This window comes from Leclercia sp. AS011, assembly GCF_037152535.1.
GTDB lineage: Bacteria > Pseudomonadota > Gammaproteobacteria > Enterobacterales > Enterobacteriaceae > Enterobacter.
The window spans coordinates 307,427-330,628 of sequence record NZ_JBBCMA010000002.1; the positions used below are offsets into that span (position 1 = coordinate 307,427).

The window sequence follows — 23,202 nt, forward strand, 5'->3', positions numbered from 1 at the left end:
TAGACAGAAGAAAGCCCCACTCAACTTAACATTGATGTGCACTGCACCCATTTAGTTGGACTCTCAAACTGGAGAGTCCCATGCCCGGACGTAAATATACCCTCGAAGAACGCCTCGAAGTCGTTATGCACTATCTTGCTAGCGATGAAGGCTATCGGTTAACTTCAGCCCGTTTCAACGTTCCCAGAACCCAGGTGAGAATCTGGGTTGCAGCCTATGATGCTTATGGTGAAGAGGGACTAAAACCCAGAGATAAGGGCGTATCCATCGATCCTGAAATCAGAATTGAAGCTGTGAAAGCGGTGCTATCCGGTCAGATATCTCAGACACAGGCCGCGACTAAATTCAATGTTGCAGGTGCATCATCTGTCGCCAAATGGTTAAAAGTGTACAAAGAGCAGGGTGAAGAAGGGCTTCGCTCACTCAAGGTAGGCACAAAAAGGGTATCTTACATGGCTGAACACCCTGAACTTATTGAAGCAGCAGAGGAACGATCAAAAGAGCAACGGATTCATGAGCTGGAAAGGAAGGTCAAACGTCTTGAATTACAGATACTTTATCTTCAAAAGCTGAAAGCCTTAGTTCGGTAAGAGATAAAGTTCGTGTTGTTGACGAACTAAGGCAACATTACCCGCTTGATCAGCTGCTGAGTACCGCCCGGATATCCCGGAGCACGTTTTACTATCATCTCAAGGCGCTTCGGTCTCCGGGAAAATACGATGAAATAAATCGTCGAATCAGCGAGATATATGATGAAAACCAGGGCCGCTATGGCTATCGACGGGTAACGCTGGCGCTCAGAAGAGAGGGAGGAGTAATCAACCATAAGGTGGTTCAACGCCTGATGAATGGCCTTGACCTAAAAGCAGCTATCAAAGTAAAGCGCTACACCTCCTGGCGTGACGAACGTGGGTGTGCTGCTGACAATCTCCTGCAACGAAACTTCAAAGCCAGCCGGCCCAATGAAAAATGGGTAACAGACGTCACGGAGTTCGCTGTCAACGGCCGTAAACTTTATCTTTCTCCAATCATCGATCTCTTCAATAACGAAGTGATTTCCTACAGTATTTCAGAACGCCCGACAATGCCGATGATTGACGATATGTTGATTAAGGCATTCGCCAGAATGGACGCAGACAGCACGCCAGTTCTTCACTCAGATCAGGGCTGGCAATACCGGCATCGGTGGTATCAGTATCAGTTGCGGAAGTTCGGAGTTCTGCAAAGTATGTCCCGCAAAGGGAATTGTCTGGATAATGCCTGCGCTGAGTGCTTTTTCGGGACGTTAAAATCAGAATGCTTTTACACCCGTAAATTTAACGATGTCGACGAACTTAAGGTCGTTCTTGAGGATTACATTCGGTACTACAACACGCGGCGAATAAGCCTGAAATTTAACGGCCTCAGCCCGGTTGAATACCGCCTGAAGACCTACCCGCTACGAATTTGACATGGTGATTTTCGTTAATAAGCACCATAAAGTAACTGATGACAAGGCGTAATCAACTTGCGCAGGCTATTTATATTTCTGATGATGGTGTTAAAGAAGCCATCCAGTTCTTAAGCCTGCACAACGGCTGACATGAATGGGGTATATGTCCGCTATGAGCGAGAAGCGGACACTGCCTGACTATGAGGTATAACGCCTCCTAGGTGTAGGAGCGCAATAAATCCTGCTACGGAGATAACTTTTACAGCCTTGAGTAATTACTATAACGTTAATTTAAGAATTATAAATAAGTATCTATATTGTCATTGAACACCTTTAAAAATTATCGCTTTTTGACAGGCAATTCATTGGCAAAGTAATAATAATTATTAGTCGACAAAGTGCCTTTTGATGATCAAGGCTTTATCTTGCTAATTTCTATAGGTAGTGCACTATTTATTTATACCGGAAAAGCACCATACCCGCGTGATGAAGTTCGTCATTACTGACAAAAGTACCATCAGCTGTAAAACCGGTATCGTCCTGATAGTAGATCCTGTTTTCACGAATGTCGTAGTCGCCCTGATAAGCATGAGGTTTTGTGCCACGTGCTTCATCGTAACGCCCATTAGGTAATAGCTCATGGCAAATGAATCCATCTTTGGTAATCCAGAGGCCTGTATAAGTATGCTGTTCTTTCATATGGTTCCTGATGTCATGTATATTTGTTAGAGATAAACTATCGTATTGGTATGTGAAATCACGACTCATTTTGAGTAATGCCGGTTAAGAGAAATTACCGGCGAATATGAGCGTATTATTTGTTATTAACAGGGGTTAACTCTGCCGTCATATAAACCCTGTTTTTAAAAGAGGCTCCAAGAATTTCATATGATTTCCCCTCTTTAGATGCCTGTGTGGAAATTTTTTCCTCAGCACCCTCAATGGTTGAATCTACTGCCGTAACAATCTGGGCCATAGGGCTGAAAGATAATAAAGACAGAAATGTTGCTGCAGTCAAGCGATGGATAATATTCATGGTGATTTTCCTGTTAATAGATAAGAGATGATTTTTAAAAAAAAGGGAATAATATAATTTAAATTTATTCCCTGTGCCAGCTTGGCTTCTGTAATTAATACAGTCTTGCTGTCGGTTAAGAATGACGTAATGAATTAACAATTGTCATGCAAGTTATCATTTCATCAGCAGTTCTTGTTCCAGAGGCATTAAATAAATAATGATTGCAGAGATTTACTTCATCCCGCTGTCATACGCTTTAGTTTGCGGATGCTGTCGGTCTGATGGTTATTTCTGTTGTATCAACGCTTTCCGGAGCCTCAATGACATGTCGTACGGCACGGGCAATATCAGCGGGTTTAAGTGCAACAGAACGGTATGCATCCATCACCGCCATGGTTTCCGCATGGGTGATGGTTGAGGCGAGTTCACTTTCTACAACGCCGGGATTAACGCAGGTCACGCGGATTTTCGAGCTTTCCTGTCGTAAACCATCGGAAATAGCGCGTACTGCGAACTTAGAGGCGCAATAGACGGCAGCTGTAGGCACAACTGAAAGGGCACCGATAGAGCCAAGGTTAATTATCTGACCAGAACCCTGAGCTTCCATCACTGGAAGCACAGCCCCAATTCCCCACAGCACGCCCTTGATGTTAACGTCAATCGTACGTTCCCATTCATCCTGTTTGCCGGCCGCAAGCGGTGAAAGTGGCATGATGCCCGCATTGTTAATCAGAACGTCAACACGCCCCCAGTTATCAAGCGCTGACTGCACGAAATGAGCCATGGACAGTCTATTTGTGACATCCAGCTCACGCGCTTCAGCCATACCGTCGGCGCTGCGGATTTCTGCTGCAATGGCTTCGATACGATCCAGTCTGCGCGCCCCTAATAGCACTTTCGCACCTGCCTTTCCAAGCTCTCTGGCAATGCCTTCCCCAATGCCACTTGACGCGCCGGTAATTAATATAACTTTATCCATGATGTGCTCCTTCAGTTGAGTTCAGAGAGATGATAGAACTTTATGATTAGTTCCAGTATCCTGCTTTTACTGGACTCAGTGGTTAGCAGAATTAAACAATGAAAATTGATCTCAATCTTTTACCTATTTTTATCGCGGTTGCTGAAGAGCGTAATTTCACCATAGCCGCAGCCCGGCTGGGGGTTACGCGCTCGGCGGTTAGTCAGGGAATACGGCGGCTTGAGGATACTTTCGGCACAATGCTGGTAATGCGGACAACACGTTCAGTAAACCTGACTGAAGCGGGAGAACGACTGCGTACATCCCTGTCATTATCTTTATCCAGCATTGAAGCTGCGTTCGAAGATATTGCATCCGACAGCACGCCACGTGGACTTCTGAGGATCGCGGTGACCTCCATAGCTGAAGAGTTTCTTTCAGGTCCGCTGATCGCCTCGTTTGCGGCTGCTAATCCAGCCGTGACGATCGATATTGTCGTGACAGATGAGGAATTTGATATTGTGGCCGCTGGTTATGATGCTGGGGTAAGGCTCGGAGATGTGATCGAGAAGGATATGATTGCCGTCCCGCTTACAGAAAAGCAACGTGAAATGGTGGTTGCGTCCCCATCCTATCTCACTGCTAGTAGCGCCCCTCTTCATCCGCGTGAGCTTGTATATCATCAGTGTATCGGCTGGCGTCCTTCCCCGGATGTTGCTCCTTATCGCTGGGAATTTGAGGAGAACGGGAGAGCTTTCGACGTGGCGGTAGAACCGCGAATAACAACTAATGACCTGCGTCTCATGCTGAGGCTGGCTCTTGCCGGTGGAGGTATAACATTTGCCCCTGAGGAAACATTCAGGCCGTATATTGAAAATGGTCAACTTGTTTCAATGCTTGATGATTTTCTTCCCTATTTTCCTGGCTTTTATCTGTATTTTCCTCAACGCCGGAATATAGCGCCAAAACTACGCGCCCTGATCGAACATGTCAGGCAATGGCGGCAACCGTATGCTTAATGGTAAGCGCTAAATACTTTGTAACGTAAACCAATTTTCTGAGGACTGACTCATTTAGTTATATGTTATGTCCGCTTCTGGCACGAAGCGGACAAGGCAGTTGAGTTGAAGGTCGGCAATGAGCGAGAGGTAGACGTGCAGAACGAATTTCATTACATATGAATTAAACATTTCTTCCCTGGGAACGTCGATTGTCGTTTGGGATAGCCAGGCTTAAACCTGCTAGTAATCGTCAGTTCAGCCAGAAGAAAGAATGTTCCGACAATGTATCCTCCACCTTTTTTACCATAATGATGAAGGCCTTCACTAAGTCACACCCTCAGGTGCCATTTCTGCATAAAGACTAAAACTGGCCATTCAAACAATCATCATTGTTGAATCAAAGTTAAACCCATATTAGTTTCATGGTATTCCATTTTTATCATGTCCTACGCGTTTTCCTCTCCTTTGTGTCTTTTTTATATGTCAATTTTGATTATGATGACTTAACACTGAAGTATCCATCAGTAACCCTTCTTAAGAAGGCGAGGCATATTTCCGTAGATAAATCAATCAAATAACACTTTCTAAAGGAAAGCAAATGAAACGTCCAAATTGGTTCCAGGTATCTGCAGAAGGCTCAAAGGCACTGGGAACTCTGCATCATTTCGCCACAACAGGAACAAATCTCCCGGAAGAGTTAATACATTTGGTTTTTTTAAGAGTATCTCAGATTAATGGCTGCGCGCATTGTATTGATATTCACACCCGCGATCTTATGAAGTGTGGCATGTCGGTAGAGAAAATAGTTTTGATTCCCGTATGGGAGGAGGCTACATATTTATTCTCGGATCTGGAGCAAGCGGCACTGGCATGGGCTGAAGAAGTTACCCGAGTAAGTGAGACACATGCTTCGGATGAAGCGTATTCTGCAGCACTTTCAGTATTTGGTGAAAAAGATTTGGTCGATTTGACCATCGTTATTGCAACAATGAATGCACTTAATCGTATGGGCGTCAGCTTTCGAATGAAGCCGCTGGCCAGGGCATAAATTACCATTCGTTTTCTTCTCGCGATTGGTTACTCATTTCCCCCAAAGTAAAAACCGCCGAAAGGCGGTTTTTACTTTTTTAACAGCTAACGATGAATATAATCGATCTTAATATTCTTTTAAGAATGTATAATATTAGGCTAAAAATACACTATGAATACTATTCGTGTGCGATTATTACAACATATGTAAGCTTATAATTAAAAAATAAAGCCGCCAACAAGAAGTGTTGTTGACGGACATTTATTAATGTAATTCAGCACGATCCAGACCGTAAGCGCTATCCATCGATCCTGGTGCCATCTGTGATAAAATCTGGAGACGATTCCAGGCGTTGATTACAGCAATGGTGAATGTTAACTCTGATACTTCCACTTCAGAGAAATGTTCGCGCAATTCGCTGTAAAGCGCTTCGCTTACACCATTATCACCAATGTGTGTCAACGCTTCAGTCAGTGCCAGAGCAGCTTTCTCTTTGGCGCTGAACAATGGCGATTCCCGCCAGATTGCAACGTGATAAAGACGCAGTTCACGCTCCCCATGCATTTTTGCTTCTTTAACATGCATATCCAGACAAAACGCACAATGATTCAGCTGTGAGGCACGGATATCCACTAAGTGCTTAAGTTTTTTATCCAGTGAGATTTTTCCTAATGCCATAGAAGCATCGGCAAGTGTTTTAGCCAGTGCAGGAATGGTTTTAAAATGATTCACACGTGACGACATATTGTAATCCTCTTTTTAAAATAAACGATCAATGGTTTGCAGTGCATGAGGTAACGCTGTAGTACGAGCGACGGGGTCATGCGTGCCGTCTACCCGAATAAATTGCACGTCGGTAATGCCAATATATTCAAGCGCTACGCGAATGTAGGGCGTGAACTGGTCATCTGCTACAAATGGACCGTGGGCAAATACGCTGCCGCTGGCGACAACGCAATACACTTTTTTGCCGCTGACTAGCCCTATTTTTTTGCCCTCTGGCGTAAAGGCGAAAGTTCGTCCGGCGCGGGTTATATGATCGAACCAGGCCTTCAGCACGGAAGGCAGGCCGAGGTTCCACATCGGTGATGAGATAACCAGTGTGTCACAATCAAAAAGCTGATCTACCAGTTGTTCCGAAGTCTTAATAGCGGTGAGCTGAGCTTCACTGCGTAGGTCTGGTGGGGTAAAAAAAGCAGCAATGGTAAATGCATCAAGATGTGGTAGCGGCCGTTGAGCCAGGTCCAGAACTGATTCTTCAAGCTCGGCATGATGCGCGCGTAATTTTTCTACCAGGCGTTCAGACGCCGCGCGGGATGCCGATCCTGATAAATCCGGACTGACTTTAATGTGAAGCAGTTTCATCATTTTTTTCCTCAGGTGAGATCGCGATAAAAGTGCAGGCCGAGGGTGGTGTATCCGACACGCTGATAAAATGTCTGGGCTCCTGAATTACTAATTGCGGTATCAAGGACCATCTGACCACAACCGTATTCACGTGCGATTACCGCTAAGTGATTCAACAGCGTTGCACCCATGCCCTGACCGCGAGCCTCGCTCACTGTTACCAGATCGTCGACGTAACAGAATTGCCCGTGAATAAAATTTTCGAGCAGTCGATAACCGGCCAGCGCTATTGGTTTGCCATCCTGCTCCAGTCCTGCAAGCCGATAGCCTTGCGCCTGCTGGCGCTGTACCTGGGCGATAAATTGTTTCTCATTCGTCAGTTTGCTGCGTAGTTCCCGCATCAGCGCAAAGCAATGGGCAAGGTCAGTAGCGGTGTCGTAATGTTCAATCTTCATGACGCCTCATATTGAGTGGCTTAGTTAATAGCCATATCTTAATCTTGTATGTCTTGTTAAAAAGGGCCATTATTGGACTTAATTGGTAGGACATCTAAAGGTGCATTTAATGGGGTACAAAGAGATTTATGCCCGCTATCGTCAGCAGATTCAGGATGGTCTTCTGAAACCGGGAGCGCGCGTTCCCTCGATTCGTTCGCTAGCAAGCGAGTTGCAGGTAGCGCGAAAAACGGTAGAAACCGCGTATGAAATTCTTATTGGAGAAGGCTATTTCGTGAGTCTGGGGGCAAAGGGGACCTATATAAATCCGGAGCTCAGGCTGACTTCAACGGTCAGCGCAGACAACGCTGTATCGTCTTGTTCACTTAATCCTCAGGTTACTGAAAGGAAGGGTGATCTGAGGCTCGGAATCCCTGCCCTGGATGAATTTCCCCATAAAAAATGGTTACTAATATCGGGAAAAGCGGCGCGAAGTCTTCGTCCAGAAGAAATGCTCATGCCCCCGGTAATGGGCTTTCAGCCGCTACGTGAGGCCATTTCAAGTTATCTCAATATTTCAAGAGGACTGAATTGCCGACCGGAGCAAATCTTTGTTACCAGCGGCTATCGGGCCAACTTACGGTTAATTCTGTCGGTGCTTGCACAGCCTGACGATAAAGTGCTGTTTGAAGATCCTGGCTACTTTTATGGTCAGCAATTATTGAAGCGAATGGCATCCAATCTGCACTATATACCTGTTGATCGGCAGGGCATGGATGTTGATTTTCTTCAGCGCTATCACAATGATGCACGCTTCGCTATCGTTACACCCACTCATCAAAGTCCGCTCGCAGTTAGCCTTTCATTACCGCGTAAGCATCAGCTGCTGGCCTGGGCACAGCAAAACAGTAGCTGGATAATCGAAGATGATTACGACGGAGAGTTTCATTACACACGAAAAGTAATCCCGGCGTTGAAAAGTCTCGATATGCATGACCGGGTTATTTATACCGGTACGTTTAGTAAAACGATAATGCCAGCTATGCGTATCGGCTATATGGTAATACCACAGGAGACGGTAGCCCGTTTCAGTGAACTGGGCGAAATCCTTGAAACGGGCCTGCCATTACTACCGCAAAAAATCCTTGCACAATTCCTTAGTGAAGGGCACTTCTACCGGCATATAAAAAAGATGCGCTTACTCTACCAGCAGCGGCGTCGCATGATGCTTGAAGCAATTGAAACGACCTTTCCAGGGTTATTTGAATTTGAGCTTACAGATGGCGGGATGCATATTGTTGCCTTCCAGCAACGTGGCATTGAAGATACTGCATTAGCTGCATTATGGACACAGCACGAGCTTTACGTCCGGCCACTCTCGAGCTGGTATGCGCAGACACAAAAACGTTATGGATTAGTCATTGGATACACCAATATTCGTTCAACCGAAGAGGCGAAGAAAATTTTGCAGCGGGTTAAGGAAAAAACACTGGCGCTTATGCAGCATTAAGTATTTTGATAGCCAGGCGTGAAGAATAACCTATTGTTTACCAGTATTGTTGCCTGAAAAAAATTTAGTCGATCACTCTCTGTAAATGAGGGTCGACTAAATATGATCGTGATGGTACATGCGTTAGTAACATGAAGTTAGCCTGGTGTCAGTGCCCTTTATTTCCTACAGGAAATTATGTATAGATAACGGGAACACCGGTTATAAGCCAGGCGTTCAAAAATAAAGCGGTTTTTTAAGTATATCTGGAATATTAGCGGACCTCAATTTCAGGAACGGCTGACATCCCGACGCGCAATAATTTTGCATCGGGTTGATTACCATCCAGCACTATTTTCACCGGTAAACGCTGGACGACTTTAGTAAAGTTACCCGTTGCATTGTCTGGCTGGATGGCTGAAAACGTTGCGCCGGTTGCAGGAGCGATACTATCGACATGTCCAGTAAACTTTTTGCCAGGCATGGCATCAATTTTAATTAAGACCTTCTGCCCCTGCTGAACATTTGCCAGCTGTGTTTCAAGATAATTGGCAGTGATGTAAGTTTGATGTAGCGGAACCACGGCCAGCAGACGTGTCCCTGCATTAACGTAGGCACCGATGCGCACCGAACGCTGGCCTACCATCCCATCGACTGGTGCAACAATACGCGTATAAGAAAGATTAAGCCTCGCCTGACTGACTTTCGCCTGCGCGACTGCAACATCGGCTTCCGCCTGACGTAATGCAGCCCTCAACACGCCTACCTGTTTTTCTGCTGAGGTCAGAGCAGCTTCGTTCTGACGAACGACTGCGGATGCAGAACGCTGCGTTGAATGGGCTTTTTGTTGATCGTCCGCAGCGACGGTACCTCTTTGATAAAGCTTGTTAAAACGTTCAGCGTTCTGACTGGCGTACTGCGCCGACGCCTGACTGGCTAAAAGGGTCGCTTTTGTCTGGGCAATAATGGATTGTTGCTGCTCCAGTTGTGCAAGGCTGCTCAGGTGTTTTGCTTCACTAAGCTGCAAATTAGCTTGCGCCATTTCAAGCGCTATTTTGTAGTCACGGTCATCCAGCATGGCCAGTGTTTGCCCTGCTTTAACGCGTTGGTTATCTGCCACATAGATATTTTTGATATAACCCGAGACTTTTGGTGCTACCAGTGTGTAATCCGCATTTACATAGGCATCATTGGTACGGGTATCATTTTTCAGCATTGTCGACCAGACGAAAAATATCATCGTCAACATCAGGATTAATGATCCGCTGAGCAGAATCGTTCTTCTGGATACAGTAAATTTCATTTAACCACCTCTATTTTGTCATGGCAGGTTGAAAGCGTGTCTGGGGCGGCCAGACACGTTTTGGTAGCCAGACGGTGAGCAATAACAGAAGGACGGCAAAGCCAGTCATCAGCAGATAGCTGTCGCCCAGACTCAGAACAATTGCCTGATGTTTCAATAAGGTGATAAATCCCGCGATGTTCTCGGTGTTGCTGATGCTGCCGTCGTGTAATAAAGGGATGTTACTGCTGGCCTGCTCACTGGCCGGTGTCGATATCAACCATGGGCGGTTGGCTACGTTATTGACCAGAACATTAGAATGAAATTGTTCTCTGTGGTTTATAAACCATTCCACTAAAACGCCAGCAGCGATGCTTGAAAAACCCCGTACGGTATTGAACATAGCAGAGGCATAATGTCCTTCCGGGGGAGCCACAACGCTGGTTGCGCTCATAAGCAACGGTAAAATAATTGACGGTAATCCAATCGCCTGCAGAACCTGTATGGCCCAGAAATTCTGGCGTGCCCAGTCGCTGGTTATCTGCATACCCATCAGGCTGGCGAAAATCATCAGAGCAATCCCGAAAGCTATCAGCCAGCGACAATCAACCCAGCGCAGACTAAGCAGTGCGGCAACAAGTGGGGTGATAATTAACTGAGGGAGCCCAATGGTCAAAGCCAGCGGCGCAAATTGCGCTGTTCGAAAGCCCTCTACTTTGCCAAAGAAATTGGACGGCAAAGCCGAGCCAGCCAGCGCCAGTACCAATACTACAGCGAGCGCCATCAGGCCATATGAAAAGTTACTTCTCTCCAGCATCTGTAATTTGAACAAAGGGAGGGGATGAAACCATTCATTAATCAGAAAAATCACCAGGCACACGATGGCGCTGGATAACAGACAATTAAATAACGGCGATTCAAACCAGTCCAGACGTCCACCCTGAGTGATGGCGATTATTAAAAACGCCATACCAGAACAGCCGGTAAGCATACCGAACAGGTCGATCTGTTTAAATCGGTCGAGATAAATCGGGTCCTGCGGCAAACCCCAGCCAATAAATATCATCGAAATCAAAATGGCGGGGACCACTTGCCAGAACATGAACATCCAGCTCACTTCATCTGTCCAGAATGCCGCCAGTGAAGGTGCCACATTTGGACCAAAAGTCGCAGTCAGAGCATAAGCTCCCAGTCCATAAAGTTTTATAGATGGTGGCAGAAAACGTAGCGCCACAGTCATGAGTAAGGGAGGAAGTGCGCCGCTAAACAGGCCCTGTATCGTTCGCAAGAGAATAAACAACTGCGCGTTCGGTAGTAAGGGTAAAAGTATGCCGCAAACCATAAAACCGCCAGCGCAACCAAGAGCCAATTTACGCAGCGAAAAAGTCACAGCAAACCATGGTGCGATCATCATCGCCACTACTTCCGCGGCCTGGTAGGCAGATGTGAACCAACTGGCTTGATCATAAGTCACGCCAACTCCGGCACGCACATCTGCAAGCGCTATATCTATAACCCGACCATTAAGCCCAGAGGTCAAGGCTGCAATCAGTACCCCCACAAACCCCAATGCAAGGCGCCAGGTAAAAGGGGTCGAGGGTGGGGTAGAACGCTGTGCATTCATACAATGTTCTCGTGCATTAAATCGGTACGGTGTACCGTATTGTGGTACAGTGTGGCATCTTACATTGCGAGAGCGTCCGTTGCAATGTGATAATTAATACATGAACTGAGGTAACAGGCTGCCCGTCACCGGACAATAAGGAGCTCTATATGGCCGTTAATGCTTCAAGCTTTGAGGATGAAAAACCCGGCGGGATTCAGGTTATCGCCCGCGCAGCTGCAATTTTGAATGTGCTGGGTAAACACCCTGGCGGCATGAGTCTGGGGGAAATTGCGCAGGAGGTTGCTCTCCCTCGTTCAACGGTGCAGCGTATTGTCGCGGCCTTAGACAGTGCTCAACTTGTGCGTAGCAGCGGTGTAGGTGGTCTGCGTCTGGGACCAGCACTACTCAAACTTATTTCCAGTGTGCACAGCGATGTAGTGGATCTTGTACGTCCCTTCCTGGAGCAGCTTTCGGCCAATATTAATGAAACAGTGACCCTGGCACGTGCCAGTGGTACCCAGCTGGCAATCGTCCATTACGTTGTAGCATCCCGTGAATTACGTGTTGTACCTCGTATTGGACTTAATTTGCCGCTCTACAGTACTTCCGGCGGTCGGGTGTTACTGGCTATGGAAAGTGATGAAGATGTCCGCATACTGGTAGGCGATGCCTATGAAGATCTAACCGGAATGACAGTTAAAACTCTTCCACAGCTTCTGGAGCTGATCGCCGATGTTCGTGCTAATGGGCTGGCTATAGATCTGGGTGAAACTCTTGAGGGCGTCTGCACGATAGCAGTAGCGTTAGACACACTTTTTGGTCGTTTTTCTATCTCATTATTAGTTCCAGCGGCACGTTTCCATAAACATGAAACCTTTTATCGGAAAGAACTCATGCAATGCAAGGAGGCGATAGTTAATGAAATTGGAAGAACAATTTCGGTAGGAGAATAACTAACAACAGGAATAAGTGTTCTCAACGAAATTTGTTAAGCAGCTTGCACAGTCCGGCCCGGCCTGCCCCAATATTAGATACAACGATCAGTTAGTAATGGAGTTGACCAGCTTCCCGTTGATCAACACTAAGTACTGTTAGCTACTTCCGCTTTTGGCACAAAGCGGACGTTACAATTTTTCAGGATTCTTTCTGCCGTCAATTAGCCCAGTCTTCCAGGATCAGGCCAGGCACACGCTCAAACTCTCTCACGTTGTTCGTCACCAGTACGGCACCGGCGGCGATGGCATGCCCGGCAATCGCCATGTCGTTCGGACCGATTGGCGTCCCGGCCGCAGTCAGCGCGGCTTTAATCTCCGTGGTTGCGTCCACCGCGGCGCGGTCCCAGGCGAGGATTGCATCGAGGCGGGCGCAGAAAGCTTCGACAAGCAGGCCGTGGCGGGGAGATGCCTTCTTTCCGATCGCACCGAAACGCATCTCTGCATAAGTAATGGCCGAAACCACGATGCGGTGATTCCGCAGCACTGCCTGCTCCAGCCGTTTAATGACAGCTTCCGGCTGCTCACGCATGATGAACGAGCAAATGTTGGTGTCCAGCATATAGGTCTTGATCACAGGTCAAACCGTCCTTCATCGCTGACAACATCACCGCGCTCGGCCATAAAGTCTGAATCGGCTTTTTCGAGCTGAGTAAACGAACCCCATGTTGGGCGAACGGGACGAAGGATGATGCTATCACCTTCCCGGACGATCTCCAGTTCACTCACTCCCTCAAAATCCAGGTCTCGGGGCAGACGGATAGCACGATTATTGCCGTTTTTAAATATCGATACGGTTCTCATAGTATTTCTCCTGATAGGTTAGCCTTAAAGCATATGCAAAGTATAGGTAGATGTTGGGCATATGTATAGATGTGACTACCTCGGAGTGATAGAAGCGCACATGCGGTGCATGGAAAAATGCTCTACATACATCAATTAATCTTTTCTTCACCTAAGATCTGAATAACCAGATTCGGATCTTGCTCAACTAACTGGTGCAGTACAGGTAATTGCAGAGTCAGGGAAATGCATGGAGTAAGAAGCAGCTGAATGGATAATTTGGCTGTGGAAGGATTTATTTAGCTTTTGCAGGAAACAAAAAAGAGCCCATGTATTCCATGGACTCTTTCTGAGATGCCTCGATTATTCTGTCCAACTTTTGGGGGTCAGTACAATGTGAGGCTACCCAACAAACATACTTGACCCTATGAGGGTAGCCTCTTCATCGCTGGAAAGCAATAAGGAGGCTGGAATGCCAAAACGTACTCTGCTGTTAGGTTTGTTGATGATCTGTATGACGTTATTGATCTTCACCTGGATGGTTCGCGACTCACTGTGTGAGCTGCGATTCAGACAGGACCATACAGAGCTGGCGGCAGTGTTAGCTTGTGAAGTGAAACGTTAAGGCGAGGACGGGGAAATCTTTCCCCGCCTTTCCAGAGGGGTTGGTTGGCTCAGGCACCTTTTTAATGGCCCGCTTTGCGGGCCATTAAATTAACTCATAAAGGCCGGCTGTTTATTCTCGTAGGCCGCAATCGCGTCTTCGTGCTGCAGCGTCAGCCCGATGCTGTCCAGGCCGTTAATCATGCAGTGGCGACGGAACGCATCGATGTTAAAGCTATAGGTTTTATCCCCGGCTTTCACTTCCTGTGCTTCCAGATCAACCACAAAGCGAATCCCCGGCTGGCTCTGCACCAGCGCAAACAGCTCGTCGACCTGCTCATCGCTTAAGGTCACCGGCAGCAGCTGGTTGTTAAAGCTGTTGCCGTAGAAGATATCGGCAAAGCTCGGTGCAATCACCACTTTGAAACCGTAGTCGGTCAGGGCCCAGGGGGCGTGCTCACGGGAGGAGCCGCAGCCGAAGTTTTCCCGCGCCAGCAGGATCGACGCGCCTTTGAACTCAGGGAAGTTCAACACGAATTCCGGATTCGGCACTTCGCCTTTGTCATCCAGAAAACGCCAGTCGTTAAACAGATGGGCGCCAAAACCGGTGCGGGTGACCTTCTGCAAAAACTGCTTCGGGATAATGGCGTCGGTATCGACGTTGGCCGCGTCCAGTGGGACCACCAGGCCAGTATGTTGGGTAAATTTCTCTGCCATGATGGTCTCCTTATTTCAGGCTGCGAATATCGGCAAAATGGCCGGTGACTGCCGCAGCGGCGGCCATCGCCGGGCTGACCAGATGAGTGCGCCCACCGCGGCCCTGACGGCCTTCAAAGTTACGGTTGCTGGTGGAGGCACAGCGCTCGCCCGGGTTCAGGCGGTCGTTATTCATGGCCAGACACATGGAGCAACCAGGCAGACGCCATTCAAAACCTGCTTCAATGAAAATCTTATCCAGTCCTTCGGCTTCCGCCTGGGCTTTTACCGGGCCGGAGCCGGGTACCACCAGCGCCTGTACCCCCGGGGCCACTTTACGGCCTTTCGCCACTTCTGCCGCCGCGCGCAAATCTTCGATACGCGAGTTGGTGCAGGAGCCGATAAACACTTTATCAATCGCCACGTCGGTCAAAGGCACGCCCGGTTTCAGCCCCATATAGGCCAGCGCTTTTTCTGCGCTGGCACGCTCAACCGGATCGACGAACGAGGCCGGGTCAGGAATGCTGTCGTTAACGGAGATCACCTGGCCGGGGTTAGTGCCCCAGGTCACCTGCGGCGCGATGGCCTCGGCCTGCAGGGTCACCACGGTGTCAAACTGCGCGCCTTCGTCCGTTTTCAGGGTTTTCCAGTAAGCGACTGCATCGTCGTAGTGCTGGCCTTTCGGAGCGTGCAGACGATCCTTCACATAGGCGAAGGTGATCTCATCCGGGGCGACCAGACCGGCTTTGGCACCCATCTCAATGGCCATGTTGCACAGGGTCATACGGCCTTCCATGCTCAGAGCCTGGATCGCACTGCCGCAGAACTCCACCACGTGACCGGTACCGCCAGCGCTGCCGGTTTTACCGATGATCGCCAGCACGATATCTTTGGCGGTGATGCCTGGTGCGGCCTGGCCGGTGACTTCAATCTTCATGGTCTTCGCGCGGCCCTGCTTCAGGGTCTGCGTCGCCAGCACGTGTTCCACTTCTGAGGTACCAATCCCGAACGCCAGCGCGCCAAAGGCGCCATGGGTGGCGGTATGAGAGTCGCCGCAGACGATGGTCATGCCCGGCAGGGTGATGCCCTGCTCTGGCCCCATCACGTGGACAATGCCCTGATACGGGTGGTTCAGGTCGTACAGTTCTACGCCAAACTCGTTGCAGTTCTTGATCAGCTCCTGCATCTGAATGCGCGCCATCTCACCGGAGGCGTTGATGTCTTTAGTCTGCGTCGAGACGTTATGGTCCATCGTCGCAAAGGTTTTGCCTGGCTGACGCACTGGACGATGATGCGCGCGCAGGCCATCAAACGCCTGCGGCGAGGTCACTTCATGCACCAGGTGACGGTCAATATAGAGCAGTGGGGTTTCGTTCGGCGCTTCGAAGACCACGTGCGCATCAAACAACTTTTCGTACAACGTCTTCGCCATGATTACACCCCTTCAGCGACATAGCGGGCGATGATGTCACCCATTTCATCGGTAGTAACAGCAGCAGCGCCACGGGCCAAATCCCCGGTGCGAATGCCTTCTTCCAGCGCACGGTTGATGGCGTCTTCAATCGCCGTCGCCGCGTCGTTAGCATCCAGGCTGTAGCGCAGCAGCAGCGCCAGGGAGAGGATCTGTGCGATCGGGTTAGCAATGTTCTTGCCCGCGATATCCGGGGCTGAACCGCCTGCCGGTTCGTACAGGCCAAAGCCTTCTTCATTCAGGCTGGCGGACGGCAGCATCCCCATCGAGCCGGTGATCATCGCGCACTCATCAGAGAGAATGTCCCCGAAGAGGTTGGAGCAGAGCAGCACGTCGAACTGGGACGGATCTTTAATCAACTGCATGGTGGCATTGTCGATATACATATGCGACAGCTGCACGTCCGGGTATTCCCGGGCGATTTCATTGACGATTTCGCGCCACAGGATCGAGGATTGCAGGACGTTCGCTTTATCGATCGAGGTAACTTTATGGCCGCGCTTGCGGGCAGACTCGAAGGCGATACGGGCGATACGTTCAATTTCAAAACGGTGATACACCTCGGTATCAAAGGCTTTTTCGTGCTGACCGCTGCCTTCGCGGCCTTTCGGCTGACCAAAGTAGATGCCGCCGGTCAGCTCGCGCACGCACAGAATGTCGAAACCGTTGGCAGCGATATCGGCGCGCAGCGGGCAAAACTCTTCCAGCCCCTGGTACAGCTTCGCCGGACGCAGGTTGCTGAACAGCTTGAAATGTTTACGCAACGGCAGCAGCGCGCCGCGCTCAGGCTGCTCAGCCGGCGGCAGGTGTTCCCACTTTGGGCCACCCACGGAGCCAAACAGCACCGCGTCGGCATTCTCACAGCCGGTCACGGTCGCCTGCGGCAACGGCGTGCCGTGATTATCAATGGCGATACCGCCCACATCGTAGTGGCTGGTGGTAATTTTCATCGCAAAACGGGTACGGATCGCTTCCAGAACCTTCAGCGCCTGTGCCATCACTTCAGGGCCAATTCCGTCGCCCGGTAACACAGCAATATGGTAATTCTTCGACATTACACGGTTTCCTTATTGTTCTCTTTATTCTGAGCTTTGCGTTGCAACTCTTTTTCCACTTCGGCGGCGCGCCAGATGTTGTTCAGAACGTGGACCATCGCTTTGGCGGAGGACTCGACTATATCGGTCGCCAGACCCACGCCGTGGAAGCGACGACCGTTGTAGTTGACCACGATATCAACCTGGCCCAGCGCGTTTTTGCCCTGGCCTTTGGCCGTCAGGTCATATTTGACCAACTCAACGTCGTAGTCAGTGACGCGGTTAATGGCCTGATAAATGGCATCAACCGGACCGTTGCCGTTGGCGGCTTCGGCTTTGATCTCATCGCCGCAGGCCAGCTTGACGGAGGCGGTGGCGATATCGCTTGAACCTGACTGCACGCTGAAGTAGTCCAGACGGAAATGCTCTGGCTCTTCCTGCTGCTTGTTGATAAACGCCAGCGCTTCCAAATCGTAATCAAAGACCTGACCTTTCTTATCGGCCAGCTTCAGGAAGGCGTCATACAGGTGATCCATGTTGTAATCAGTCTCTTTATAACCCATCTCTTCCATGCGGTGTTTTACCGCGGCGCGGCCAGAGCGGGAGGTCAGGTTCAACTGCACCTGATTCAGACCGATGGATTCCGGGGTCATGATCTCGTAGTTTTCGCGGTTCTTCAGCACGCCATCCTGGTGGATCCCAGAGGAGTGGGCGAAGGCACCCGTACCCACAATCGCTTTGTTCGCCGGGACCGGCATGTTGCAAATCTGGCTGACGGTCTGGCTGGTGCGCCAGATTTCGTGGTGATTAATGCGGGTCTGCACATTCATGATGTCTTTGCGCACTTTGATCGCCATGATCACTTCTTCCAGCGAACAGTTACCCGCGCGCTCACCGATACCGTTCATGGCACCTTCAACCTGACGCGCACCGGCGTGGACGGCTGCAATCGCGTTACCCACCGCCAGGCCCAAATCGTCATGGGTGTGAACGGAGATAATCGCTTTATCAATGTTAGGCACGCGCTCATACAGCCCGGTAATGATGTTGGAGAACTCGAACGGCATGGTGTAGCCGACGGTGTCCGGGATGTTGATAGTGGTGGCACCGGCACGGATAGCCGCTTCAACCACACGGGCCAAATCTTCGATTGGCGTACGGCCTGCGTCTTCACACGAGAATTCAACGTCATCGGTGTAATTACGGGCGCGTTTCACCATATAGATGGAGCGCTCAATCACCTCATCCAGCGTGCTGCGCAGCTTGGTGGCGATGTGCATTGGCGAGGTAGCAATAAAGGTATGAATTCGGAAGGCTTCAGCGACTTTCAGCGACTCAGCGGCCACATCGATGTCCTTCTCGACGCAGCGCGCCAGGGCGCACACACGGCTGTTTTTGATGGTGCGGGCAATGGTCTGAACGGATTCAAAATCACCCGGAGAAGAGACCGGGAAGCCGACCTCCATTACGTCTACGCCCATACGTTCAAGGGCCAGAGCAATCTGCAATTTCTCTTTAACGCTCAGGCTTGCCTGTAATGCCTGTTCACCGTCACGTAAGGTCGTATCGAAAATAATGACTTGCTGGCTCATGGGTTAGGTCCTTGTCTGAATTTGGGCGCCTTGCTACGAGCATAAAAAAACCCGCGCAGCGGCGCGGGTTTTTTGTCTTAACGAGAGAACGATTCAATGCTGAATTTCGCCCGCCAGTCTACCGCGCACAGTGGATGCGTTTAGTAGTAGTAGACCGGTGAAACGAATGCTGCGATTCATGAATCATGCCCCAGATAAATAAGATATGCTTTTAGTGGTACTGGATACGCGGTTTGATGTCAACCCCTGGGCGATGAAAACGGTGATTCAGCCTTTAGACCTCTCTCCATGAAATTAGCTTATTGTGCTGGTTTTTCGCTTTCTGACAATTTTGTTCTTCTGTTGGATGATACTGAATACATCGAAAGAATTATTTGAATATACTTGATTGCAATTGTTCAAACTTTCGAAACAATAGCTCCGCCTTTTGAATGTGTTAACTTTCATTATGTTAGCCTGATGCTAAGTACAAAAAGGCTGCGAAGGTAATATTGGTGATAACGGAATGTTAAATATTAAAATTAAACTGCTATTAATATTTCATTAAAACTTAAACAAGACTTAACTAAACGCCATATTGTTTATTCGCATTATCTATGGTTTCATTCGAATCATTAACTCACAGATATGTTTTCTCGTATCTGAAGATGTTCTCATGTTGTACTCCTTATTCCTGTCACGGTTGACGGGTATTTATATATTCCTAATTTGTAACATTTCTCTTTTTCTTGTTTTATATGCGTGGTAAATCATATTTTTAAAAATGATTATTGCTGACGAGTAAAGGGAGTTTAGCGTGACAGTGGAGCAGGGTATGTCTGAAGAAAAAAGTGAAAAACCGGCAGCATTTGACGGGGCAAAACCGCAGCTACGTACGGTGGATCTGAATCTGTTAACGGTATTTGATGCGGTGATGCAGGAGCAAAATATCACACGCGCCGCCCAGTCGCTGGGGATGTCACAGCCCGCCGTCAGTAATGCCGTGGCCAGGCTTAAGGTTATGTTTAATGACGAATTATTCGTGCGATATGGCCGCGGGATCCAGCCTACGGCTCGGGCATTCCAGCTGTTTGCATCGGTACGTCAGGCCCTGCAGCTGGTGCAGAATGAGCTACCGGGTTCAGGGTTTGATTCCTCCAGCAGCGAGCGTATTTTTCATTTGTGTGTTTGTAGTCCTCTCGATAATTATCTGACCTCTCTTATTTATAATAAGGTTGAGCAGGTGGCACCTAATATTCATCTGGTGTTCAAATCGTCTCTTAACCAGAATACGGAACATCAGCTGCGCTATCAGGAAACCGAGTTTGTGATTGGCTATGAAGAGTTTCGTCGTCCGGAATTTTCCTGCGTACCCTTATTCAAAGATGAAATGGTACTGGTGACCAGTAAAACACACCCACGCCTGCAAGGTCCGCTGCTGGAGAACGATATTTATCGCGAACAGCATGCGGTTGTTGCTCTCGATCGCTACGCCTCTTTTAGCCAGCCGTGGTACGACACGCCGGATAAACAAGCCTGCGTGGCCTATCAGGGAATGGCGATGGTCAGCGTATTAAATGTGGTTTCACAAACGCAGCTGGTAGCCATTGCGCCACGCTGGCTGGTAGAAGAGTTTGCCGAGCCGCTGCATCTGCGGATATTGCCGCTGCCGTTGAACCTTAACTCGCGTACGTGCTATCTCTCCTGGCATGAAGCCGCCGGGCGCGATAAAGGCCATCAGTGGATGGAAGAGCTGCTGGTGAGCGTCTGCCGCCGCTAATTGACCTCAGGATAAATGGCGCTGTTGTTACTGTTTATCCTGATTTTACTTTTATTTATGAAACTTTATTCTGTCGCTGTTTTTTTTACTGCTGCTTCCGGGCAGTAAAATTGCATGAATTACTGCGCCTTCACCTTTTTAAATGATGAATGCTCACGCCTCTTCGTTATCGTAGTTGATTTATCCATAACAATTATTAATACCTCATATTTCTTCTTTCGCGATTATACGCCCGGGCAGGTTTGCTAATTGCCTGCCTTTCGGCGAGCGGTTATGGTAACTGTCACTCTGCACAATATAAAAACGCCAGGGGTGACCCTGACAAAAAAGACGGCTAAGGGCATATTTCTCCTGTCCGTCTGAAACGATAAGCCTGGAGGCTAATCATGGAGATGTTGTCTGGCGCCGAAATGGTCGTCCGATCGTTAATCGATCAGGGCGTGAAGCAAGTGTTCGGTTATCCCGGGGGCGCGGTCCTCGATATTTACGATGCGCTACATACGGTGGGTGGTATCGATCACGTTCTGGTGCGTCATGAGCAAGCCGCCGTGCATATGGCCGATGGCCTGGCGCGTGCGACGGGCGAGGTTGGCGTAGTGCTGGTGACATCCGGCCCCGGCGCGACCAACGCCATCACGGGTATCGCCACTGCCTATATGGACTCTATTCCAATGGTGGTGCTCTCCGGTCAGGTTGCGACGTCGCTGATAGGCTACGATGCCTTTCAGGAGTGCGATATGGTCGGCATCTCCCGCCCGGTGGTAAAACACAGTTTCCTGGTAAAACAGACGGAAGATATTCCCGGCGTATTGAAGAAAGCCTTCTGGCTGGCGGCGAGCGGGCGTCCGGGGCCGGTGGTGGTTGACCTGCCTAAAGATATCCTCAATCCGGCGAACAAACTGCCTTACGTCTGGCCGGAGTCGGTCAGCATGCGCTCTTACAACCCGACAACGCAGGGGCATAAGGGCCAGATTAAACGGGCGCTGCAAACCTTAATCGCCGCCAAAAAGCCGGTAGTATATGTCGGCGGCGGGGCGGTGAATGCTAAATGTGAAACGCAGCTGCGCGCCCTTATCGAAAAGCTGAATCTGCCGGTGGCCTCTTCATTAATGGGCTTAGGCGCGTTTCCGGCTACGCATCGTCAGGCGCTTGGCATGCTCGGAATGCATGGCACCTATGAAGCCAACATGACGATGCACAACTCCGACGTCATTTTTGCCGTGGGGGTACGCTTTGACGATCGCACCACCAATAACCTGGCGAAGTACTGCCCCAATGCCACGGTGCTGCACATTGATATCGATCCGACCTCCATTTCCAAAACCGTCCCGGCAGATGTGCCGATTGTGGGCGACGCGCGTCTGGTACTGGAACAGATGCTGGAACTACTAGGACAGGAAAGCGACGCCCAGCCGCTCGATGAGATCCGCGACTGGTGGCTGCAGATTGAGCAGTGGCGCGCGCGTCAGTGCCTGAAATACGACACCCAAAGCGAGAGCATCAAGCCGCAGGCGGTCATTGAAACTATCTGGCGACTGACCAAAGGCGAGGCTTACGTGACCTCTGACGTTGGGCAGCACCAGATGTTTGCCGCCCTATATTATCCGTTTGATAAGCCGCGTCGTTGGATCAACTCCGGCGGCCTGGGCACCATGGGCTTTGGCCTGCCCGCCGCGCTGGGGGTGAAGCTGGCGTTACCGAATGAAACGGTGGTCTGCGTGACCGGCGATGGCAGTATTCAGATGAACATTCAGGAACTCTCTACCGCGCTACAGTACGACCTGCCGGTGCTGGTGCTCAACCTGAACAACGGCTATCTGGGCATGGTGAAGCAGTGGCAGGATATGATCTATTCCGGCCGCCATTCACAGTCGTACATGAAGTCGCTGCCTGATTTTGTCCGTCTGGCTGAAGCCTACGGCCACATTGGCATGCGCATCAGCGATCCGGCAGAGTTGGAGGCGAAGCTCAGCGAAGCGCTTGAGCACGTTAACAACAACCGCCTGGTGTTTGTCGATGTCGTGGTTGATGGCACCGAGCATGTCTATCCGATGCATATTCGCGGCGGCGGTATGGATGAAATGTGGTTAAGCAAAACGGAGAGGACCTGATATGCGCCGGATATTATCTGTATTACTCGAAAACGAGTCCGGCGCGCTGTCACGCGTGATTGGGCTCTTCGCACAGCGCGGCTATAACATCGAAAGCCTGACGGTGGCCCCGACGGACGATCCGACGCTTTCGCGCATGACCATCCAGACGGTCGGTGATGCCAAGGTGCTGGAGCAGATTGAAAAGCAGCTGCACAAACTGGTTGATGTATTACGCGTCAGCGAGCTGGGGCAGGGGGCTTACGTTGAACGTGAGATCATGCTGGTGAAAATTCAGGCCACCGGTTACGGGCGGGAAGAGGTGAAACGCAATGCGGACATTTTCCGCGGGCAGATCATCGACGTCACCCCCTCTATCTATACCGTTCAACTGGCCGGTACCAGCGATAAACTGGACGCCTTCCTCGCCTCGGTGCGGGATGTCGCCAAAATTGTTGAAGTGGCGCGTTCGGGCGTCGTGGGGCTTTCCCGCGGTGACAAAGTGATGCGTTAAGGATATAAGGTTCGCCTCTAGCTTGCCCGGTGTGAATGACCGGGCTTTTTTTTGTGCACCGACGTCGCTGT

24 protein-coding genes are annotated in these 23,202 nt (G+C 49.7%); 9 read left to right on the forward strand and 15 right to left on the reverse strand.

Features of this window, described 5'->3' with window-relative positions:
* Positions 1-80 precede the first annotated feature (80 nt).
* Positions 81-1,450 (forward strand): IS3 family transposase gene (locus WFO70_RS13895; RefSeq protein WP_337016891.1). Its coding sequence is split into 2 segments (ribosomal slippage): positions 81-564 and positions 564-1,450, totalling 1,371 coding nucleotides; the frame shifts between segments, so codons are not numbered across the junction.
* A 435-nt stretch (positions 1,451-1,885) separates the two neighbouring features.
* Here WFO70_RS13895 and WFO70_RS13900 read toward each other — a convergent pair.
* The 3 genes from WFO70_RS13900 to WFO70_RS13910 all read right to left on the reverse strand — a co-directional run bounded on the left by WFO70_RS13900 (position 1,886) and on the right by WFO70_RS13910 (position 3,429).
* The gene (locus tag WFO70_RS13900) at positions 1,886-2,131 is read right to left on the reverse strand and encodes an Atu4866 domain-containing protein (protein WP_021314438.1); all 246 of its coding nucleotides are present in this window, start codon (positions 2,129-2,131) and stop codon (positions 1,886-1,888) included.
* 115 nt (positions 2,132-2,246) lie between these two features.
* The gene (locus WFO70_RS13905) at positions 2,247-2,468 is read right to left on the reverse strand and encodes a hypothetical protein (RefSeq protein WP_337016892.1); all 222 of its coding nucleotides are present in this window, start codon (positions 2,466-2,468) and stop codon (positions 2,247-2,249) included.
* A 238-nt stretch (positions 2,469-2,706) separates the two neighbouring features.
* Positions 2,707-3,429 carry an SDR family oxidoreductase gene (locus tag WFO70_RS13910; protein ID WP_021314440.1) on the reverse strand — a complete coding sequence of 241 codons (723 nt, stop codon included), beginning with the start codon at positions 3,427-3,429 and terminating at the stop codon, positions 2,707-2,709.
* Positions 3,430-3,527: 98 nt separating this feature from the next.
* Here WFO70_RS13910 and WFO70_RS13915 point away from each other — a divergent pair, with 98 nt between their 5' ends.
* Both WFO70_RS13915 and WFO70_RS13920 read left to right on the forward strand, forming a co-directional pair.
* Positions 3,528-4,427, forward strand: coding sequence for a LysR family transcriptional regulator (locus WFO70_RS13915; RefSeq protein ID WP_325937955.1), 900 nt, complete (start codon positions 3,528-3,530; stop codon positions 4,425-4,427).
* Positions 4,428-5,007: 580 nt separating this feature from the next.
* Complete coding sequence (locus WFO70_RS13920; protein ID WP_021314443.1) at positions 5,008-5,457, forward strand: carboxymuconolactone decarboxylase family protein; 450 nt, start codon at positions 5,008-5,010, stop codon at positions 5,455-5,457.
* Positions 5,458-5,703: 246 nt separating this feature from the next.
* On the opposite strand, the gene WFO70_RS13925 is transcribed toward WFO70_RS13920, so the two are convergent.
* Genes WFO70_RS13925 through WFO70_RS13935 form a run of 3 tightly spaced genes read right to left on the reverse strand, consistent with a single transcriptional unit; the run spans position 5,704 to position 7,241 of the window.
* Positions 5,704-6,183 (reverse strand): carboxymuconolactone decarboxylase family protein, encoded by a 480-nt coding sequence (locus WFO70_RS13925; protein WP_021314444.1) that lies wholly within the window; start codon positions 6,181-6,183, stop codon positions 5,704-5,706.
* A 15-nt stretch (positions 6,184-6,198) separates the two neighbouring features.
* Positions 6,199-6,807 (reverse strand): NAD(P)H-dependent oxidoreductase, encoded by a 609-nt coding sequence (locus WFO70_RS13930; protein WP_021314445.1) that lies wholly within the window; start codon positions 6,805-6,807, stop codon positions 6,199-6,201.
* Between the two features lie 8 nt (positions 6,808-6,815).
* The gene (locus tag WFO70_RS13935) at positions 6,816-7,241 is read right to left on the reverse strand and encodes a GNAT family N-acetyltransferase (protein WP_337016893.1); all 426 of its coding nucleotides are present in this window, start codon (positions 7,239-7,241) and stop codon (positions 6,816-6,818) included.
* 109 nt (positions 7,242-7,350) lie between these two features.
* Here WFO70_RS13935 and pdxR point away from each other — a divergent pair, with 109 nt between their 5' ends.
* The gene (pdxR, locus tag WFO70_RS13940; RefSeq protein WP_337016894.1) at positions 7,351-8,730 is read left to right on the forward strand and encodes a MocR-like pyridoxine biosynthesis transcription factor PdxR; all 1,380 of its coding nucleotides are present in this window, start codon (positions 7,351-7,353) and stop codon (positions 8,728-8,730) included.
* A 253-nt stretch (positions 8,731-8,983) separates the two neighbouring features.
* Here pdxR and WFO70_RS13945 read toward each other — a convergent pair whose 3' ends face one another.
* Both WFO70_RS13945 and WFO70_RS13950 read right to left on the reverse strand, forming a co-directional pair.
* Entirely contained in the window at positions 8,984-10,012 is a 1,029-nt protein-coding gene (locus WFO70_RS13945; protein WP_337016895.1) for an HlyD family secretion protein, read from the reverse strand.
* Positions 10,013-10,022: 10 nt separating this feature from the next.
* A complete protein-coding gene (locus WFO70_RS13950; protein ID WP_337016896.1) occupies positions 10,023-11,615 on the reverse strand; it encodes an MFS transporter in 1,593 nt (530 codons plus the stop codon).
* A gap of 149 nt (positions 11,616-11,764) precedes the next feature.
* On the opposite strand from WFO70_RS13950, the gene WFO70_RS13955 reads away from it, so the two are divergent.
* A complete protein-coding gene (locus WFO70_RS13955; RefSeq protein WP_021314450.1) occupies positions 11,765-12,550 on the forward strand; it encodes an IclR family transcriptional regulator domain-containing protein in 786 nt (261 codons plus the stop codon).
* Between the two features lie 199 nt (positions 12,551-12,749).
* Here the strand turns inward: WFO70_RS13955 and WFO70_RS13960 are convergent, their stop codons facing one another.
* Positions 12,750-13,166, reverse strand: coding sequence for a PIN domain-containing protein (locus tag WFO70_RS13960; RefSeq protein ID WP_021314451.1), 417 nt, complete (start codon positions 13,164-13,166; stop codon positions 12,750-12,752).
* Positions 13,163-13,393, reverse strand: a complete 231-nt coding sequence (gene vapB, locus WFO70_RS13965) for a type II toxin-antitoxin system VapB family antitoxin (RefSeq protein ID WP_021314452.1) — start codon at positions 13,391-13,393, stop codon at positions 13,163-13,165. The genes WFO70_RS13960 and vapB overlap by 4 nt, the downstream gene beginning before the upstream one ends.
* A 451-nt stretch (positions 13,394-13,844) precedes the next feature.
* On the opposite strand from vapB, the gene WFO70_RS13970 reads away from it, so the two are divergent.
* Positions 13,845-13,997 (forward strand): Hok/Gef family protein, encoded by a 153-nt coding sequence (locus tag WFO70_RS13970; protein WP_142488218.1) that lies wholly within the window; start codon positions 13,845-13,847, stop codon positions 13,995-13,997.
* An 89-nt stretch (positions 13,998-14,086) separates the two neighbouring features.
* Here the strand turns inward: WFO70_RS13970 and leuD are convergent, their stop codons facing one another.
* The 5 genes from leuD to leuL all read right to left on the reverse strand — a co-directional run bounded on the left by leuD (position 14,087) and on the right by leuL (position 18,948).
* Positions 14,087-14,692 carry a 3-isopropylmalate dehydratase small subunit gene (gene leuD, locus WFO70_RS13975; protein ID WP_337016897.1) on the reverse strand — a complete coding sequence of 202 codons (606 nt, stop codon included), beginning with the start codon at positions 14,690-14,692 and terminating at the stop codon, positions 14,087-14,089.
* A 10-nt stretch (positions 14,693-14,702) separates the two neighbouring features.
* A complete protein-coding gene (gene leuC / locus WFO70_RS13980) occupies positions 14,703-16,103 on the reverse strand; it encodes a 3-isopropylmalate dehydratase large subunit (protein ID WP_337016898.1) in 1,401 nt (466 codons plus the stop codon).
* 2 nt (positions 16,104-16,105) lie between these two features.
* Positions 16,106-17,197, reverse strand: coding sequence for a 3-isopropylmalate dehydrogenase (gene leuB / locus WFO70_RS13985; RefSeq protein WP_337016899.1), 1,092 nt, complete (start codon positions 17,195-17,197; stop codon positions 16,106-16,108).
* Positions 17,197-18,768: a 2-isopropylmalate synthase gene (gene leuA / locus WFO70_RS13990; protein ID WP_337016900.1), complete on the reverse strand. Its 1,572-nt coding sequence runs from the start codon at positions 18,766-18,768 to the stop codon at positions 17,197-17,199. The genes leuB and leuA overlap by 1 nt, the downstream gene beginning before the upstream one ends.
* Positions 18,769-18,861: 93 nt before the next feature.
* Entirely contained in the window at positions 18,862-18,948 is an 87-nt protein-coding gene (gene leuL / locus WFO70_RS22520) for a leu operon leader peptide (RefSeq protein WP_442913384.1), read from the reverse strand.
* A gap of 634 nt (positions 18,949-19,582) precedes the next feature.
* Between leuL and leuO the strand changes: the two genes are divergently transcribed.
* The 3 genes from leuO to ilvN all read left to right on the forward strand — a co-directional run bounded on the left by leuO (position 19,583) and on the right by ilvN (position 23,131).
* Positions 19,583-20,527 (forward strand): transcriptional regulator LeuO, encoded by a 945-nt coding sequence (gene leuO / locus WFO70_RS13995; RefSeq protein WP_337016901.1) that lies wholly within the window; start codon positions 19,583-19,585, stop codon positions 20,525-20,527.
* Positions 20,528-20,913: 386 nt separating this feature from the next.
* The gene (ilvI, locus tag WFO70_RS14000; RefSeq protein ID WP_337016902.1) at positions 20,914-22,638 is read left to right on the forward strand and encodes an acetolactate synthase 3 large subunit; all 1,725 of its coding nucleotides are present in this window, start codon (positions 20,914-20,916) and stop codon (positions 22,636-22,638) included.
* 1 nt (position 22,639) lies between these two features.
* A complete protein-coding gene (ilvN, locus tag WFO70_RS14005; protein ID WP_032616525.1) occupies positions 22,640-23,131 on the forward strand; it encodes an acetolactate synthase small subunit in 492 nt (163 codons plus the stop codon).
* The last annotated feature ends 71 nt before the right edge of the window (positions 23,132-23,202 follow it).